The sequence below is a fragment of the Sphingobium sp. TomTYG75 genome (assembly GCF_054771635.1).
In genome coordinates this window covers 979,018-994,459 of the sequence record NZ_BSRE01000002.1, presented here as the reverse complement: position 1 = coordinate 994,459, position 15,442 = coordinate 979,018, and the positions used below count along the sequence as shown (strand labels likewise).

The window sequence follows — 15,442 nt, the reverse complement described above, 5'->3', positions numbered from 1 at the left end:
CAATAGGCAGTCCCTCCGTCCAGCCATGTGCAGGAACACAAGTTGATGGAAAATGATCTCGGCGAAGCGCAAATCATCGCTGGCAAGGTGGAAGCTTTCGTCAGGAATGTCGTCATCCCTTTTGAGGCGGATTATCACCAGGGAGGTCATGGGCCATCCGATGCGTTGGTCCAGGAGATGCGGGCCAAGGCCATCGCTTCGGGACTGCTGACACCGCATGTTCGGCCAGATGGCTCTCACTTCACCCACCGCGGGACCGCACTGATCCTGCGCGCTTCGGGCCTGTCACCGCTCGGCCCCGTCGCTTTGAACACATCTGCGCCGGATGAGGGCAATATCTACCTTCTGGGCCACGTCGCAACGACAGAGCAGAAAGCGCGTTTCCTTGATCCGCTGATCGCGGGGCACGGCCGCTCCTGCTTCCTGATGACGGAACCAGCGGAAGAGGGCGGCGCCGGGTCCGATCCCTCGATGATGATGACGATGGCGCGGCAGGACGGCGACTACTGGATCGTGAACGGGCGCAAGGCGTTCGCGACGGGCTTCGAAGGCGCGGCCTTCGCGATCCTGATGGCAAAGACGGTGCGCGACGGCAAGGATACCGCGACCATGTTTCTGGTCGATCTTCCGCATCCGGCGATCAAGTTCGATCGGCTGATCGAGACGATCGACAGTTCGATGCCGGGCGGCCACGCGGTCGTCACGATCAAGGATTTGCGCCTGCCGACGAGCGCCATCCTCGGTGCGCCGCACGAAGGGTTCGCCTACGCACAGATACGCCTCAGCCCGGCCCGGCTGACACATTGTATGCGCTGGTTGGGGAGCGCTATGCGTGCCAACGAAATTGCGACAGCCTATGCGCTCAAACGCAAGGCCTTCGGCCAGTTGCTGATCGATCACGAAGGCGTCGGCTTTATGCTGGCGGAAAATTTGATCGACCTCAAACAGAGTGAATTGATCATCGACTGGTGCGCCGATGCACTCGACCGCGGAGACAAAGCTGTGACTGAAAGCTCTATGACAAAGGTTGCGGTGTCGGAGGCGCTCTACCGCGTGGCTGACCGTTGCGTACAGATATTGGGCGGCACGGGGGTATCGCGCGATACGGTCGTCGAGCAGGTCTTTCGCGAAGTCCGGGCTTTTCGCATTTATGACGGTCCGACAGAAGTTCATAAATGGTCGCTGGCCAAAAAAATCAAGCGCACCTTCGCGATTGCGAATATTGAATGAGCACCGATCCGCAGTCCAATGTGGGCACGACCCCGGTACGCGCGGGTCAGGGCTTCGATGAGCAGGCGATGGCCCGCTGGATGAAGTCGAATGTCGCGGGTTTCACCGGTCCGTTGAGTGTTGACCAGTTCAAGGGCGGGCAATCCAACCCGACTTACCGGCTTATGACGCCTGGCCGGGCTTATGTTCTGCGCTGTAAGCCTGTGGGGCAGTTACTGGCCGGGGCGCATGCGATCGAACGCGAGGCGCAGGTATTGACCGGCCTTGAAAAAGCCGGCTTCCCGGTGGCGCATGTCTATGGCCTGTGCACTGACGATAGCGTGATCGGCCGATGGTTCTATGTCATGGAATTGGTGGAAGGGCGCATCTTCTGGGATGCTACGCTGCCAGAGGTTAATGTTGCCGACCGCCCGGCCTATTTCGATGCGATGAACGCTGCCATGGCCCAGCTTCACGGAGTTGATTACCACGCCGTAGGGCTGGGTGAATATGGCCGGCCTGGCAATTACTTCGCACGCCAGATCGACCGCTGGTCGCGGCAGTACCTTGGAGATGTCGAGGCCGGACGCGATCCGAACATGGATCGACTGATCGAATGGCTGCCCGCTAATATTCCGCCCGACGACGAGTCATCGATCGTGCATGGCGACTTCCGCGTTGACAATATGATCTTCCACCCAACGGAACCGCGGGTTGTGGCCGTTCTCGACTGGGAACTGTCGACGCTCGGTAATCCGCTCGCGGACTTCGCCTATAACGCGATGATGTACCGTATGCCGCCCCACATCGTGGCGGGGTTGGGCGGCGTCGACCTTGCCGCATTCAATATTCCAACTGAGGACGAATATGTCGCAGCTTATTGTAAGCGGACAGGCAGAGCCTCTATTCCCAATTACCATTTCTATATTGCGTTCAATTTCTTTCGGTTGGCGGCCATCTTTCACGGCATCAAAGGCCGCGTCATCCGCGGCACGGCGTCATCCGTGCAAGCAGCGGAGCGGGCCGAAGCATTTCCGGAGCTTGCACGATTAGCGTGGCAGCAAATACAAGAGTTTCGCTTAGCTACATCTACACCGGACTATGGCGATTGTGGGTCTGCAACCTAAGGCCTGTGGGGATTCATCGCGAGTTGATGACGGCGGCGGGGAGGCAGATCATGGCCTCGAAGCTTTGATCTGTTTTGCAGGCGCGCATGGCGATGCGCTTGAACTCTTTGAGTTTGCAGAAAAAGTTTTCGATCAAATGCCGCCACTTGTACATCTCGCTACCGAGCGGGATGGGCTTGCTTCGACGTGGGTTTGAAAACATCGGCTTTGCGCCAGTCGCGGAATCGTCGGAACACCGTGCTCCAGTTACCGAACACCGCAGGAAGGTCGCGCCATGGACTGCCTGTCCGGATAATCCACAGCACGGCCTCCATAAATAGCCGGTTGTTTCTCCCGCTCCGCCCTCGGTCAGTCGGCTTACCCAGACAATGCGGTTCCATCTTCGCCCATTGGGCGTCGGTCAATACGAAGCGATCCATCCAAAGCGTGAATCACATCTTCGCCAAAATGGGAATCTTAAATCCCCACAGGCCTTATTGCGCCTCGCCTCGCCGCGGAGGGACGCTGCCTTCAGCCTGCGACCCAGATGAGCCCCCTGCCCGCCCGTCAAGCGCTCGGCGCGCCTTTCCTGATAGCGGCGGATGAAAGACCCAAAAACTGGAGCGTCGAACTGGATCAGCGGACGGGTTCAAGGAGGCGTTGCTTCGGCAGTTGATCCACGACAATCCTGAAATCCTCCCAATCACGCAGGATGGCGGCCATCGCTGGAACAAGATATCTGAAATTGATATTCCTATTACTCATGAATCTTTTATATGATACATATGCATCATGCTTCCGACCGATACCAGCCTTTGGCTTGCCCTCCTGCATCAGCTTCCTGCGAAGCCGCCCTATCTCCGGGTAAAAATCTGGCGGCGATTGCAGGCGATTGGCGCCGTTCCTCTCAAAAATGCCGTCCATGTCCTGCCGCGCTCGGCCGAGGGTGAGGCGGCGTTCCGGGAGCTTCTGACCGAGATCACGGAAAATGGCGGCGAAGCGACCCTCATCGAGGCCCGTCTGTTGGTTGGCCAGACCGACCTGGACGTGCGCGCGTTGTTCGATACCGCGCGAGATGCGGACTATGACGAGATCGCGCAGGCCGCTCGCCGGCTGCTGGAAACGGGGCCGACCAGCAGTGCCGATATTGCGCGCCTGCAAAAGCGGATGGAAGAGGCCAGCCGATTGGACTTCTTTGGCGCTCATGGTCGTCAGGACGCCGAGGCCGCGCTGGCGGAGCTGGACCGCCAACGTTATCAGCATCCCGATGTGAGCCGAGCCGAACCGGCAGATACACCACAGCCGATCGACCTTATCGGCCGCACCTGGGTCACGCGCAGCGGCGTCCATGTCGATCGCATCGCCTGCGCCTGGTTGATCCGGCGCTTTATCGACCCGGATGCCCGGTTCAAATTCGTCGAGAGCCGCCATTATAATCCCGTCGAGGGCGAGTTCCGCTTCGACATGGTCGATGCCGAATTCACGCATGAAGGCGACCGTTGCAGCTTCGAGACGCTGCTCGTGCACGCTGACCTGATGAATGATCATGCGCTCGTCGCCATGAGTGAGATCATCCATGAGCTGGACATTGGCGACGGCAAGTTCGCCCGGCCCGAAACGGCGGGCGTCGGCGCCATTCTGTCGGGTGTCTGCACGTCGACTGACGACGATTTCCAGCGCATCGCCACCGCCAGCGAGGCGCTCAACCAGTTCCACGCCTATTTCAGCACAAGAAAGTCCGACCGATGAGCGCCACCATCACCGATCTTGACGAAGGCGTCGCTGTTACGCCCGGAGATCATGGAATCGCCTTTGGTGAGGCCGTGCGCGTCTGGGCGCGGATCGCCGCGCTGAGTTTCGGCGGACCCGCAGGTCAGATCGCCGTCATGCACCGCATCCTTGTCGATGAGAAACGCTGGATCGGTGAGGAACGCTTCCTGCACGCACTCAACTATTGCATGTTACTGCCTGGTCCAGAGGCGCAGCAACTGGCGGCCTATATTGGCTGGCTGTTGCACCAAACCAAGGGCGGGTTGGTCGCCGGAGCCCTGTTTGTCCTCCCCGGCTTCCTGGCGATCCTGGCGCTGAGCTACATCTATGTGCTGCTCGGTCATGCGCCTCTGATCGAAGGCCTTTTCTTCGGCCTCAAAGCCGCTGTTTTGGCGGTCGTCGTTCAGGCAGTTGTTCGCGTCGGCTCCCGCGCGCTCAAGAACAACGTGATGCGGGGCATGGCGGTCGCAGCTTTCGCAGCGATCTTCTTCCTGGGCGCGCCCTTCCCCGTCATCATATTGGCGGCCGCACTGGGCGGCTATATCGGCGGCCGGGCGGGTCTTCCCGCGTTCAGGGGCGGCGGCAGCCACGGATCGGGCGGCGGCAACATTGTCCATGATCGCGACACCGCACTTGGCGAAGGCCTGCCGGATCACGCCCGGCCCAACCTTTCCTGGTCGCTCAAGATTTCGACAACCTTGCTGTTCCTCTGGCTCGCACCCGTGGTCCTGCTGTTTGTTTTCGCGGGACCCAATGATGTCTTCACCAAAATCGCGGCCTTCTTCAGCCAGATGGCGGTCGTGACCTTCGGCGGAGCCTACGCGGTGTTGGCCTATGTGGCGCAAGAGGCGGTGGGCACCTTCGGCTGGTTGCGCCCCGGCGAGATGCTGGATGGTCTGGGGCTGGCGGAAACGACGCCCGGTCCGCTCATCATGGTGACGCAGTTCGTCGGCTTCCTCGCGGCATTTCGCGAAGCGACCGGGTTGAACCCGCTCGTGGCGGCAACGCTGGGGGCAATCCTCACCACCTGGGTTACGTTCGTGCCTTGCTTCCTTTGGATTTTCGCGGGCGCGCCCTTTGTCGAAGGGCTGAGAGGGAACCGGGCACTTTCGGCGTCTCTTGGCGCAATCACTGCCGCCGTGGTCGGGGTTATCCTGAACCTGGCGCTGTGGTTTGCGATCCATACCCTGTTCCGCGAAGTACGGCCGGTCCATTTCCTGGGCAGCAGTTTCGATATGCCCGTTCTGGCGTCGCTGAACCTTCCGGCGCTTGTTTTGGCAGTGGGCGCAGCGATCGCCGTCTTCCGCTTCAAAGTCGGCATGATCCCGGTCCTGTTTACGTGCGTCGGGTTGGGGGCGGCTTATGTCCTCCTCGTCTGAGCGGAAGACAATGGTCGAATTAAATTTGTGCAGCGCAAAAAAATGCTTGCGACTCCAATGAATCGATGACAGCTTGCTTTTGATCGAAGCAGGGGCGCTTCGATCCATAAGTTGAACCGCGCCGATGACGGCAGGGTTCAACGTCGATCCTTAAAACGGATCTGCACGGCAATGACGCCGCCCGGATAGGTCGATCGACCTTTATCCTGGCGGCTTTTTTATTGGTTTTCCGCTGGCGGCCTGGATGCTGCCGCGCGGCTCTCAACATCATCTTCAAACGCCGGAACGCATTTCCGGCGACGGCTGGCTGCGCCTTTGTGCAGCCGAAGCGCACAACAGGGAAGGAATTTGGGGAATGGCAGAGGTGGACAATCCGAATGGCGTCAGTCGGCGCGGGCTGCTCAAGACGACTGGAACTGCGGCGCTTTTCGCCGCAGTGCAACAGGCTTTTCCGTCCGGCGCCTTTGCTGCTAGCGCTGGGCCGGAAGTCACCGGCGCCAAGCTCGGCTTCATTGCGCTGACGGACGCGGCGCCGCTGATCATTGCCAAGGAACTGGGTCTTTTCGCCAAATATGGCATGCCTGATGTGCAGGTCACGAAGCAGGCGAGTTGGGGCGCGACGCGGGACAATCTGGTGTTGGGCGGCGCGGCTGGCGGCATTGATGGCGCGCATATACTGACCCCCATGCCCTATCTTTTGACGCTGGGCCGGATCGGCAAGGCAACGCCAATGAGCATTCTTGCCCGCCTCAACGTCAACGGCCAGGGCATTTCGGTGTCCAAGGAATATCTGGGTGCCAAGGCCGATATCAACGCCGCCAAGATGAAGGGCGTGATCGCGCAGCGCAAGGGCGCGGGCAAGAAGATCACCATGGCCATGACCTTCCCCGGCGGGACGCATGACCTGTGGATCCGCTATTGGCTGGCGGCGGGCGGCATCGATCCCGACAAGGATGTGGAATTGATCACCATTCCGCCGGCGCAGATGGTCGCGAACATGAAGGCGGACACGATGGACGCCTTCTGCGTGGGTGAGCCGTGGAACGACCAGTTGGTCGCGCAACAACTGGGCTATACCGCCGTATCGACTGGCCAGATGTGGATGAACCATCCCGAAAAAAGCTTTGCCATGCGCTCCGACTGGGTCGCCAAATATCCGCGCGCGGCCGTCGCGATCACGGCGGCAGTGCTGGAGGCGCAGCGCTGGGCCGACAATCCGAACAATGTCACGCGCCTCGCCGGGGCTATCGCGGGTCGCGATTATCTGAAATGTCCGATCACCGACATTGCCGACCGGTTGCAGGGCAATTTCGCCATGGGCGACGGGCGGAAATATCCGAACGCACCGTTCAAGATGAAGTTCTGGAACGGCTATGCCAGCTTCCCTTACAAGAGCCATGACCTGTGGTTCCTGACCGAGGAGCAGCGCTGGGGTAAGCTGCCCATGGCACTCGACACCAAGGGCACGATTGCAAAGGTCAACCGATCCGACATCTGGCGCAAGGCAGCCGCGATGCTGGGGGGCAAGGGTCCGGCCAGTGACAGCCGCGGCGTCGAGAAATTCTTCGACGGCAAGACATTCGATCCCGCCAATCCCAAGGCCTATCTGGCCAGCCTGGCGATCAAGCGCGTCTGATTGAGGGAGAAAGCCATGGCTTCGCCATCATCCAACGGCAAAAGCGTACCGTCGGCTTCGGCCGCCGGTGCCGCTACAGCCGCAACCGAATTGGGGGTCATTGTGCCCTATCCCGAAGAAGCGATTGCGCGCCGCAGTTTCGAACCGGTCGCGGCGCCGGTCCATCCGCTGGCGAAAGCGGCGCGGGCCGTGGCCGCGAATGTTCTGCCGACTCTGGTGATGCTGGTCGGGTTGCTTGCCTTCTGGCAGCTGCTGTGCGGTTCGCCCGACGCGACCTTTCCCAGCCCGATCAAGGTCTGGCAGGAAAGTCATGAGGTGATCGTCCATCCGTTCAAGGGCGTGGACATTGGGTTGACCCATTTCAGCATTCAGGATGGCGGCGATGTCGGCATTGCCGGGCATGTGCTGACCAGCCTCAGCCGTGTGCTGATCGGTTACAGCCTGGCCTCGATCGTCGGCGTGGCGCTGGGCATTTTGATCGGGCAGAGCATATTTGCCTTCCGGGCGCTCGATCCGCTGTTCCAGGTGCTACGGACGGTGCCGCCGCTGGCATGGCTGCCGATCAGCCTCGCCATTTTTCAGCAGGCGCAGCCCTCGGCGATCTTCCTGATCTTCATCACCGCAATCTGGCCGGTGATCCTGAATACCGCCGCGGGCGTGCAAACCATTCCGGTGGCCTATCGCAATGTCGCCAAGGTGCTGGCGCTCAATCCAATCGAATATTTTACCCGCATCATGTTGCCCGCCACGGTGCCACACATGTTCACCGGCCTGCGCATCGGCGTCGGCATGAGCTGGCTCGCCATTGTAGCGGCTGAAATGGTGCAGGGCGGCACCGGTGTCGGCTTCTTCATCTGGGACAGTTACAACAGTTCGCTGCTGACCGACACCATCGTGGCGCTGATCTGGATCGGGCTGGTGGGCTTCGCGCTGGACCGCATCGTCGCCTTTGCGGGCCGCATCATCGGCCGCGCAGGCTGAACAAGGGAGGCGTTCATGAAACAACGCAGCTATCTGGCGCTAGAGGGTATCACGGTCGAGTTTCCGACCAAGGCGGGACGCTTCTGCGCGCTCGACGGAATCGATCTGGAAGTTGAAAAGGGGCAGTTCGTGGCGCTGATCGGCCATTCGGGCTGCGGCAAGTCGACCCTGCTCAATGCCGTGGCGGGCCTGGTCAAGCCGACGCGCGGCGCCATCTTCCTAGATGGGGAAGTGGTGGATGCGCCGGGACCGGATCGGGCGGTGGTCTTTCAGGACCATTCGCTGCTGCCCTGGTTGACGGTCGAGGAAAATGTGCGGCTGGCGGTCGACAAGACGGCGCAGGGCAAGAGCAAGGCCGAACGCAAGGATTGGGTCATGCATAATCTGGAACTGGTCCAGATGGCGCATGCCCCCGCCAAGCGGCCGGGCGAGCTTTCGGGCGGCATGAAACAGCGCGTCGGCATTGCCCGTGCTATCGCCATGAACCCCCGCGTGCTGTTGATGGACGAACCGTTCGGCGCGCTCGACGCGCTGACGCGAGCCGCGTTGCAGGATGTGGTCATGGATTTGCAGGCGCGGCTCAACAACACCGTGTTGATGATCACCCATGACGTGGATGAAGCCGTGCTGTTGGCGGACCGGGTGGTGATGATGACCAACGGCCCGGCGGCGCGCATCGGTGAGGATCGCACCATCGCGCTCGCCAGGCCGCGCAACCGGCTCGAAGCCATCGATACGCCCGAATATGCCGAGGCGCGATCGGCCGTCATCCACTTCCTGCACGAGCGCTACCGCAATCCAGCAACGCTCGCCGCCTGAGATTTCACCAACAATAGTCCAGCTTGGAGAGGATGCTCTGAAAAGGCCGAAAAAAGCCATCGGGAGCAATTTTAAGGGGGATTTATGGGTAGAATTTCATTTCTGTTGTCGGCAACGGCCTTGACTGCCATCGCAGGACCGGCGCTGGCGCAGGACATTGTGTTCAAGCCGATCATCGAGGCGCGTCTGCGGTATGAGACGGTGGACCAGGATGGTCCTGCGCCGCTCACCAGCAGCCGCGATGCCGATGCGGTGACTGTGCGTCTGCGCGCGGGTGGCGAGATTTCCAAGGGGCCGTTCGCCTTCCTGGCCGAGGGGGAAGGCACGCTGGCGATCGACGAGGATTATAACAGCGGCGTCAATGGCAAGACGCTCTATCCGGTGGTGCCAGACCCGGAAAATGTCGAGCTGAACCGCCTCCAGCTCCAGTATCGCACCAAGCCGCTAGTGGTGACGGTCGGGCGTCAGCGGATCAATCTGGACGATCAGCGTTTCGTCGGATCGGTCGCCTGGCGCCAGAATGAACAGACGTTCGATGCCGTGCGCGTCGAATATATGGGCTTCAAAAATCTGAAGGTCGACGTGACCTACGCGATTTCGGCCCGGACCATCTGGGGTATCGACGGCGGCAAGTTCGGCGCGACCAACCGGCCGACCCAAATCGACGGCGACGATATCTTCGCCAATGTTTTGTACAAGACCAAGTACGGCACGCTGACCGGCTTTGCCTATCTCGTCGATGAGGATGAAGCTGTGGCGGCGCTGCTCCGGAACAGCAGCCAGACCTATGGTGCGCGGTTCGCGGGCGCGATGCCGCTGTCGAAGAAGGTGAAGCTCAGCTACCTCGCCAGCTATGCGCATCAAAGCGACTATAGGGGCAATCCTGTCGATTATTCGGCGGATTACGCCGCAGCGGAACTGGGGCTGGATGTCGCTGCGTTCAAGCTGACCGGCGGATATGAACTGCTCGGCTCCGATGCGGGCGCGACGGGGATTGCGGGCGGCTTCGCCTTCCAGACGCCCTTCGCGACGCTGCACAAGTTCAACGGCTGGGCCGACAAGTTCCTGACGACGCCGGGGACGGGCATTCAGGATTATTATGCCGGCGTCGGCTATACCGTGCCCAAGATCGGCAAGGCGGGACCGCTCGTCGCGTCCTTCACCTATCATCATTTCAGCAGCGACCGGCTGTCGATCCATTATGGCGACGAGTATAATGCGCAGGTCACGCTGAAGATTAACAAGCATCTGAACGCGCTCGTCAAATATGCCGATTATGATCGCAAGGGGATCGCCAGCTTCACTGGTGACGCTGACACGAAGAAATTCTGGGCTCAGATCGACTACGCGCTCTGAACGGATAGCTGACTATTTCAGGCGCGCGACTTCTGGTTCGACCGACATCCCCGTGAGCGAGTTTCGTGAAACGTGGGACACAAGGTTGGCACGGAGCGCGCGCCCAAACCCCGCCCAATCTGGGCAATCCGCTTCTTTCTGATTAGAATGGACGATCCGGGATCGCGTAGGCTCCTTTCCGAAATATGCTGACAGAGGATTTGGGAAACCGTCCGTCCATGTTCATAGAGTTTGCCTGTTCAGCCTCAGAGCATTGGTGACGACGCTGACGGATGAAAGCGCCATCGCCGCCGCTGCAATCATGGGTGAAAGCAGGATGCCGAATAGCGGGTAGAGCAGGCCCGCCGCGATCGGCACGCCCGCAGCATTGTAGATGAAGGCGAAGACCAGGTTTTGCCGAATGTTCGACATGGTCGCACGGCTAAGGAGGCGGGCACGCACGATGCCGTTGAGGTCGCCCTTGAGCAAGGTCACGCCTGCGCTCTCGATGGCGACATCCGTTCCAGAGCCCATGGCAATGCCGACATCGGCGGCGGCAAGGGCTGGAGCGTCGTTCACGCCATCACCGGCCATGGCGACCACCCGGCCCTCACTCTTGAGCTTGGCGATGACCGCGCTCTTTTGATCGGGCAGCACGTCCGCCTCGACCTCGTCGATGCCCAGCCGTGCCGCCACCGCTTGCGCCGTTGTCTTGTTGTCGCCGGTCAGCATCACGACGCGGATTCCCTCCTTACGCAGTGCGGCGAGCGCTTCCGGGGTGGTCTGCTTAACGGGATCTGCGATGGCAATAATACCTGCCGCTTCGCCGTCGATACCAACGAAGATCGCAGTTGCGCCGTCCCTCCGCAGATCGTCAGCGGCAGCGGCGAGCGCACTGGTATCGACGCCCTGATCATCAAGAAATGACGCATTGCCAAGGACGATCCTGCGGCCTTCGACGATGCCGGTCGCTCCGCGTCCGGTCGGAGAATCGAACTTGCCAACCTCGGGCAAGACCATCGACCGGCCCCGGGCGGCTTCGACAATGGCAAGAGCAAGCGGATGCTCCGAGGCCCGTTCGACCGAGGCGGCGAAGCGTAGTAACTCGGCCTCCATCTGGCCTTCAGTCGGCACAATGGCGGTCACGGCGGGACGCCCTTCCGTAAGCGTGCCGGTCTTGTCGACGACCAGTGTGTCGACCTTCTCCATATGCTCCAGCGCTTCGGCATTCTTGATGAGAACGCCAAGGCCCGCGCCCCGGCCCACGCCCACCATGATAGACATCGGGGTTGCCAGGCCCAGCGCACAGGGGCAGGCGATAATGAGTACCGCGACAGCCGAGACGAGACCGTAGGCGAAGCGAGGCTCCGGCCCCCAGATACCCCAACCGGCGAAAGCAAGGACAGCGACGGCGATGACGACCGGCACGAACCAGCCCGAAACCTGATCGGCCATGCGCTGGATCGGCGCGCGCGACCGCTGCGCCTCGGCGACCATCTGCACGATGCGGGCCAGCATCGTGTCGCGGCCGACCTTGGTGGCCACGACGACAAGGGCGCCGGTCTGGTTGAGTGTACCGCCGATGACGCTGTCGCCCTTGGCCTTGGTGACCGGCATGGATTCTCCCGTCACCATGGACTCGTCCAGTGATGAACGTCCGTCCTCGACAGTCCCATCTACGGGCACCTTTTCGCCCGGTCGCACCCGAAGACGGTCGCCAACGCCGACGAGATCGAGACTGATCTCCTCATCCTCGCCATTTGCGAGCAAACGGCGGGCCGTCTTGGGGGCAAGGCGGAGGAGTGCCTTGATCGCACCTGACGTTCGCTCGCGCGCGCGCAGTTCGAGAAGCTGGCCAAGCAGGACGAGGACAGTGATCACCGCCGCAGCCTCGAAATACACAGCCACCATGCCATCGGCGTTGCGGAAGGCTGGAGGGAACAGCTCGGGGGCCAGTGCGGCGACCATGCTATAAGCCCATGCGACACCCGTGCCCATGGCAATCAGGGTGAACATGTTCAGGTTGCGGGTCTTGAGAGAGGCCCAGCCCCGCGTAAAAAACGGCCATCCGGCCCAAAGCACGACGGGCGTCGCCAGCACTAGCTGAATCCCCGTTGAAACCGGCATAGGCACGAAATGATGAAGAGCGGGAAACAGATGCCCGCCCATTTCAAGCACGAGCACGGGAAAGGCGAGGATGAGGCCAATCCAGAAGCGACGTGTCATGTCGGCCAGTTCCGGACTGGGACCGCTCTCCGCACGCGCCATTTCCGGTTCGAGAGCCATGCCGCAGATCGGACAGGCGCCGGGATGATCCTGTCGCACTTCCGGGTGCATTGGGCAGGTCCAGATCGTGCCATCAGGGTTTGCGTTCGGGATGGGCGGCGTTCCGCCAATATAGCGTAGGGGATCGGCCGCGAACTTTGCCTGGCACTTACTGCTGCAAAAATAGAAAGTCTTGCCGCCATGCTCGGCGCGATGCGCCGTACCATGCGGATCGACCAACATATCGCAGACGGGATCGTGCACGTCCTGCTCCACTACGGAGGCGTGATGATCGTGACGGGCATGGTCCATCTCAATTCCTCGTCTGATCTACGTCCCGCTTCTCGACAGCATGTTGACGTCAATAAGCCAAGGCGGGGCTTTGAATGCTTGAAGTAGGACGGTCGCGTCGGGGGCGCGCTACGGTACGATACTTATATCGCGCATGGCTGACGGGTCGATGATACCGAAACCGCCGTACTGATCGACCATGCAGAACGAAGGAGCTTTTGCGTCGGCGGTGACATAACGCTCATCGCTACAGCGGCAAGCGGGACTATGCCGAAGCGGAGCGCTTATTCCACCTCGAATATCGGATGAACCATCTGCTGTTCATTTGTGGATAGCCAAACGTGACGCGTGCCAGCGGAGATGATCCGCCATAAAGGTGGAAATGAAATAATAGCTGTGATCATAGCCCTCGCGCATGTTGAGGGTGAGATCGATATTCGCTGCGGCGCAGGCGTCCTTCAGCAGATGGGGGCGCAGTTCCTGATCCAGAAACATGTCTGCCCCGCCTTGGTCTACCAACAGCGCGCTGACCCTCGCGCCGTCCTCAATCAAGGCTACCGCATCATGCTTTCGCCAGGCGTTGCGGTCGTTGCCGAGATATCCTGACAAAGCCTTATGCCCCCAGGGAACCTGACTTGGGGCAACGATGGGGGCGAAGGCAGAAACTGCCGCATATCGATCCGGGTGGCGCAGTCCGATGGTCAGGGCGCCATGACCGCCCATGGAGTGGCCCATGATCGACTGCCGGGTCATATCGGCGGGGAAATTGTCCGCGATCACTTGTGGCAGTTCGTCTGTAAGATAGGACCACATCTTATAATGGCGGTTGTAGGGCGCTTCGGTCGCATCGACGTAGAAGCCCGCGCCAAGGCCGAAATCATAAGCGCCCGCCGGATCGTCCGGTACATCATCGCCGCGCGGCGATGTATCGGGCGCTATGAAGATCAGCCCAAGATCGGCGCATGCGCGGCGAAACTCGCCCTTTTCCGTCACATTTGCGTGGGTGCAGGTCAGCCCGGACAGATACCAGACAATGGGGAGCTTCCGCCCCTCCGCCTGTGGTGGAACGAAGACCGAAAAGGTCATCTCCGTTCCGGTCGCGCTCGACGCGTGCTTGTACACCCCTTGCACGCATTCGAACGAACGGCTCGCGCTGACCTGCTCTATGCTCATTGGTCAGTGCCCGCCGGATAGCGAAAAGGGGGCGGTGCCGCCATCCTCGGAGATTACTGCCATCTGGATATTCCGCTCCCGTTGACGCTGTGTTTTCAGAAAAGGACCACCGACCTGATGCTTTCGCCCGCGTGCATGAGGTCAAAGCCTTTGTTGATTTCATCCAGCGTCAGAAGATGGGTGATCATCGGGTCGATCTGAATATGCCCGTTCATGTACCAGTCGACGATCTTGGGAACATCGGTCCGGCCTTTCGCGCCGCCGAAAGCCGTACCCTTCCACACCCGGCCGGTCACGAGTTGGAACGGGCGGGTGCTGATTTCCTTCCCGGCCTCAGCCACGCCGATGATGATGCTTTCACCCCAGCCGCGATGGCAGCATTCCAACGCCGTGCGCATGACTTCGGTGTTGCCGGTGGCGTCGAAGCTATAGTCGGCCCCGCCATCCGTGACCTCAAGGATCTTCGCCACGGTTTCGTCGCGCGACAGTCCCTTGCTGTTGATGAAATGAGTCATGCCGAACTTGCGGCCCCATTCCTCTCGGCCGGCGTTGATGTCGATGCCGATGATCTTGCCCGCGCCCACCATTTTGGCGCCCTGGATCACATTAAGGCCGATGCCGCCAAGGCCGAAGACGACCACATTCTCGCCGGCCTTCACCTTTGCGGTGTTGACGACCGCGCCGACCCCGGTGGTGACGCCGCAGCCAATATAACAGCTCGACTGGAACGGCGCGTCCTCCCTGATCTTCGCCACGGCGATTTCCGGCAGAACGGTGAAATTGGAGAAGGTCGAGCAGCCCATATAGTGGAAGATCGGCTGCCCCTTGTAGGAAAAGCGGGTAGTGCCATCGGGCATGAGCCCCTTGCCCTGGGTGGCGCGGATCGCGGTGCACAGGTTGGTCTTGCCCGAAAGACAGCTTTTGCACTGGCGGCATTCGGGCGTGTAAAGCGGAATGACGTGATCGCCGGGCTTGACGGAGGTCACGCCTGAACCGACCTCCCGAACTATCCCTGCCCCCTCATGGCCCAGGATCGAGGGGAAGATGCCTTCGCTGTCGAAACCATCGAGCGTGTAGGCATCCGTGTGGCAGATCCCCGTCGCCATGATTTCCACCAGGACCTCACCAGCCTTTGGTCCCTCCAGGTCCAACTCCACTATCTCAAGGGGGTTTTTGGCTTCGAAAGCGACGGCGGCGCGGGTTTTCATTCGATTTCCTCGATCCGAAATGACATTGCGCCTCTTAGCACTAGGCCAATAAGGCGGTAATAGGGTTTTTCCTCAATACACTATTGCGTGGGAGGGATAGTTATGTCGTCCTGGGACGGGTTCGACGAATTTCTGGCTGTGGCGTCCACAGGGTCGTTCACGCGCGCGGCGCAGTTGATCGGCATTGTCCGTCGTCAGAACATTCGGCACACGTCTCGTCGTAATTAGCGGAGTGCGGATCCGTCTGGGTTTTGATGTCAGGCGGCGAGC

General features: G+C 60.6%; 11 protein-coding genes and 1 pseudogene. 8 read left to right on the top strand and 4 right to left on the bottom strand.

All coding sequences use genetic code 11. The annotated features are described in order from the left end of the window. Positions 1 to 45 precede the first annotated feature (45 nt). Positions 46 to 1,230, top strand: a complete 1,185-nt coding sequence (locus ACYU81_RS18095; protein ID WP_460989083.1) for an acyl-CoA dehydrogenase family protein — start codon at positions 46 to 48, stop codon at positions 1,228 to 1,230. Next, positions 1,227 to 2,336, top strand: a complete 1,110-nt coding sequence (locus ACYU81_RS18090; RefSeq protein WP_460989082.1) for a phosphotransferase — start codon at positions 1,227 to 1,229, stop codon at positions 2,334 to 2,336. The genes ACYU81_RS18095 and ACYU81_RS18090 overlap by 4 nt, the downstream gene beginning before the upstream one ends. A gap of 13 nt (positions 2,337 to 2,349) precedes the next feature. On the opposite strand, the pseudogene ACYU81_RS18085 reads toward ACYU81_RS18090, so the two are convergent. After that, positions 2,350 to 2,755 (bottom strand): annotated as a pseudogene (locus tag ACYU81_RS18085) (transposase). Between the two features lie 352 nt (positions 2,756 to 3,107). Here ACYU81_RS18085 and ACYU81_RS18080 point away from each other — a divergent pair. The 6 genes from ACYU81_RS18080 to ACYU81_RS18055 all read left to right on the top strand — a co-directional run bounded on the left by ACYU81_RS18080 (position 3,108) and on the right by ACYU81_RS18055 (position 10,256). Continuing rightward, on the top strand, positions 3,108 to 4,064 hold the full coding sequence (locus tag ACYU81_RS18080; RefSeq protein ID WP_460989081.1) for a chromate resistance protein ChrB domain-containing protein: 957 nt from the start codon (positions 3,108 to 3,110) through the stop codon (positions 4,062 to 4,064). After that, positions 4,061 to 5,464 carry a chromate efflux transporter gene (chrA, locus tag ACYU81_RS18075; protein WP_460989080.1) on the top strand — a complete coding sequence of 468 codons (1,404 nt, stop codon included), beginning with the start codon at positions 4,061 to 4,063 and terminating at the stop codon, positions 5,462 to 5,464. The genes ACYU81_RS18080 and chrA overlap by 4 nt, the downstream gene beginning before the upstream one ends. Positions 5,465 to 5,819: 355 nt before the next feature. After that, positions 5,820 to 7,100 (top strand): CmpA/NrtA family ABC transporter substrate-binding protein, encoded by a 1,281-nt coding sequence (locus ACYU81_RS18070; RefSeq protein ID WP_460989079.1) that lies wholly within the window; start codon positions 5,820 to 5,822, stop codon positions 7,098 to 7,100. Between the two features lie 15 nt (positions 7,101 to 7,115). After that, complete coding sequence (gene ntrB / locus ACYU81_RS18065; RefSeq protein WP_460989078.1) at positions 7,116 to 8,081, top strand: nitrate ABC transporter permease; 966 nt, start codon at positions 7,116 to 7,118, stop codon at positions 8,079 to 8,081. 15 nt (positions 8,082 to 8,096) lie between these two features. Next, a complete protein-coding gene (locus tag ACYU81_RS18060; RefSeq protein WP_460989077.1) occupies positions 8,097 to 8,900 on the top strand; it encodes an ABC transporter ATP-binding protein in 804 nt (267 codons plus the stop codon). Between the two features lie 84 nt (positions 8,901 to 8,984). Further along, positions 8,985 to 10,256, top strand: a complete 1,272-nt coding sequence (locus tag ACYU81_RS18055) for an alginate export family protein (RefSeq protein ID WP_460989076.1) — start codon at positions 8,985 to 8,987, stop codon at positions 10,254 to 10,256. 222 nt (positions 10,257 to 10,478) lie between these two features. Here ACYU81_RS18055 and ACYU81_RS18050 read toward each other — a convergent pair whose 3' ends face one another. The 3 genes from ACYU81_RS18050 to ACYU81_RS18040 all read right to left on the bottom strand — a co-directional run bounded on the left by ACYU81_RS18050 (position 10,479) and on the right by ACYU81_RS18040 (position 15,172). After that, positions 10,479 to 12,812 carry a heavy metal translocating P-type ATPase gene (locus ACYU81_RS18050; protein WP_460989075.1) on the bottom strand — a complete coding sequence of 778 codons (2,334 nt, stop codon included), beginning with the start codon at positions 12,810 to 12,812 and terminating at the stop codon, positions 10,479 to 10,481. Positions 12,813 to 13,112: 300 nt separating this feature from the next. Then, positions 13,113 to 13,964 (bottom strand): S-formylglutathione hydrolase, encoded by an 852-nt coding sequence (gene fghA, locus ACYU81_RS18045; protein WP_460989074.1) that lies wholly within the window; start codon positions 13,962 to 13,964, stop codon positions 13,113 to 13,115. Positions 13,965 to 14,059: 95 nt separating this feature from the next. Then, entirely contained in the window at positions 14,060 to 15,172 is a 1,113-nt protein-coding gene (locus tag ACYU81_RS18040) for an S-(hydroxymethyl)glutathione dehydrogenase/class III alcohol dehydrogenase (protein ID WP_460989073.1), read from the bottom strand. Positions 15,173 to 15,442 lie beyond the last annotated feature (270 nt).

Coding starts and splice junctions, on each gene's coding strand:
- ACYU81_RS18095 (WP_460989083.1), top strand. CDS start 46: ATGGAAAATGATCTCGGCGAAGCGCAAATCATCGCTGGCAAGGTGGAA.
- ACYU81_RS18090 (WP_460989082.1), top strand. CDS start 1,227: ATGAGCACCGATCCGCAGTCCAATGTGGGCACGACCCCGGTACGCGCG.
- ACYU81_RS18080 (WP_460989081.1), top strand. CDS start 3,108: ATGCTTCCGACCGATACCAGCCTTTGGCTTGCCCTCCTGCATCAGCTT.
- chrA (WP_460989080.1), top strand. CDS start 4,061: ATGAGCGCCACCATCACCGATCTTGACGAAGGCGTCGCTGTTACGCCC.
- ACYU81_RS18070 (WP_460989079.1), top strand. CDS start 5,820: ATGGCAGAGGTGGACAATCCGAATGGCGTCAGTCGGCGCGGGCTGCTC.
- ntrB (WP_460989078.1), top strand. CDS start 7,116: ATGGCTTCGCCATCATCCAACGGCAAAAGCGTACCGTCGGCTTCGGCC.
- ACYU81_RS18060 (WP_460989077.1), top strand. CDS start 8,097: ATGAAACAACGCAGCTATCTGGCGCTAGAGGGTATCACGGTCGAGTTT.
- ACYU81_RS18055 (WP_460989076.1), top strand. CDS start 8,985: ATGGGTAGAATTTCATTTCTGTTGTCGGCAACGGCCTTGACTGCCATC.
- ACYU81_RS18050 (WP_460989075.1), bottom strand. CDS start 12,812: ATGGACCATGCCCGTCACGATCATCACGCCTCCGTAGTGGAGCAGGAC.
- fghA (WP_460989074.1), bottom strand. CDS start 13,964: ATGAGCATAGAGCAGGTCAGCGCGAGCCGTTCGTTCGAATGCGTGCAA.
- ACYU81_RS18040 (WP_460989073.1), bottom strand. CDS start 15,172: ATGAAAACCCGCGCCGCCGTCGCTTTCGAAGCCAAAAACCCCCTTGAG.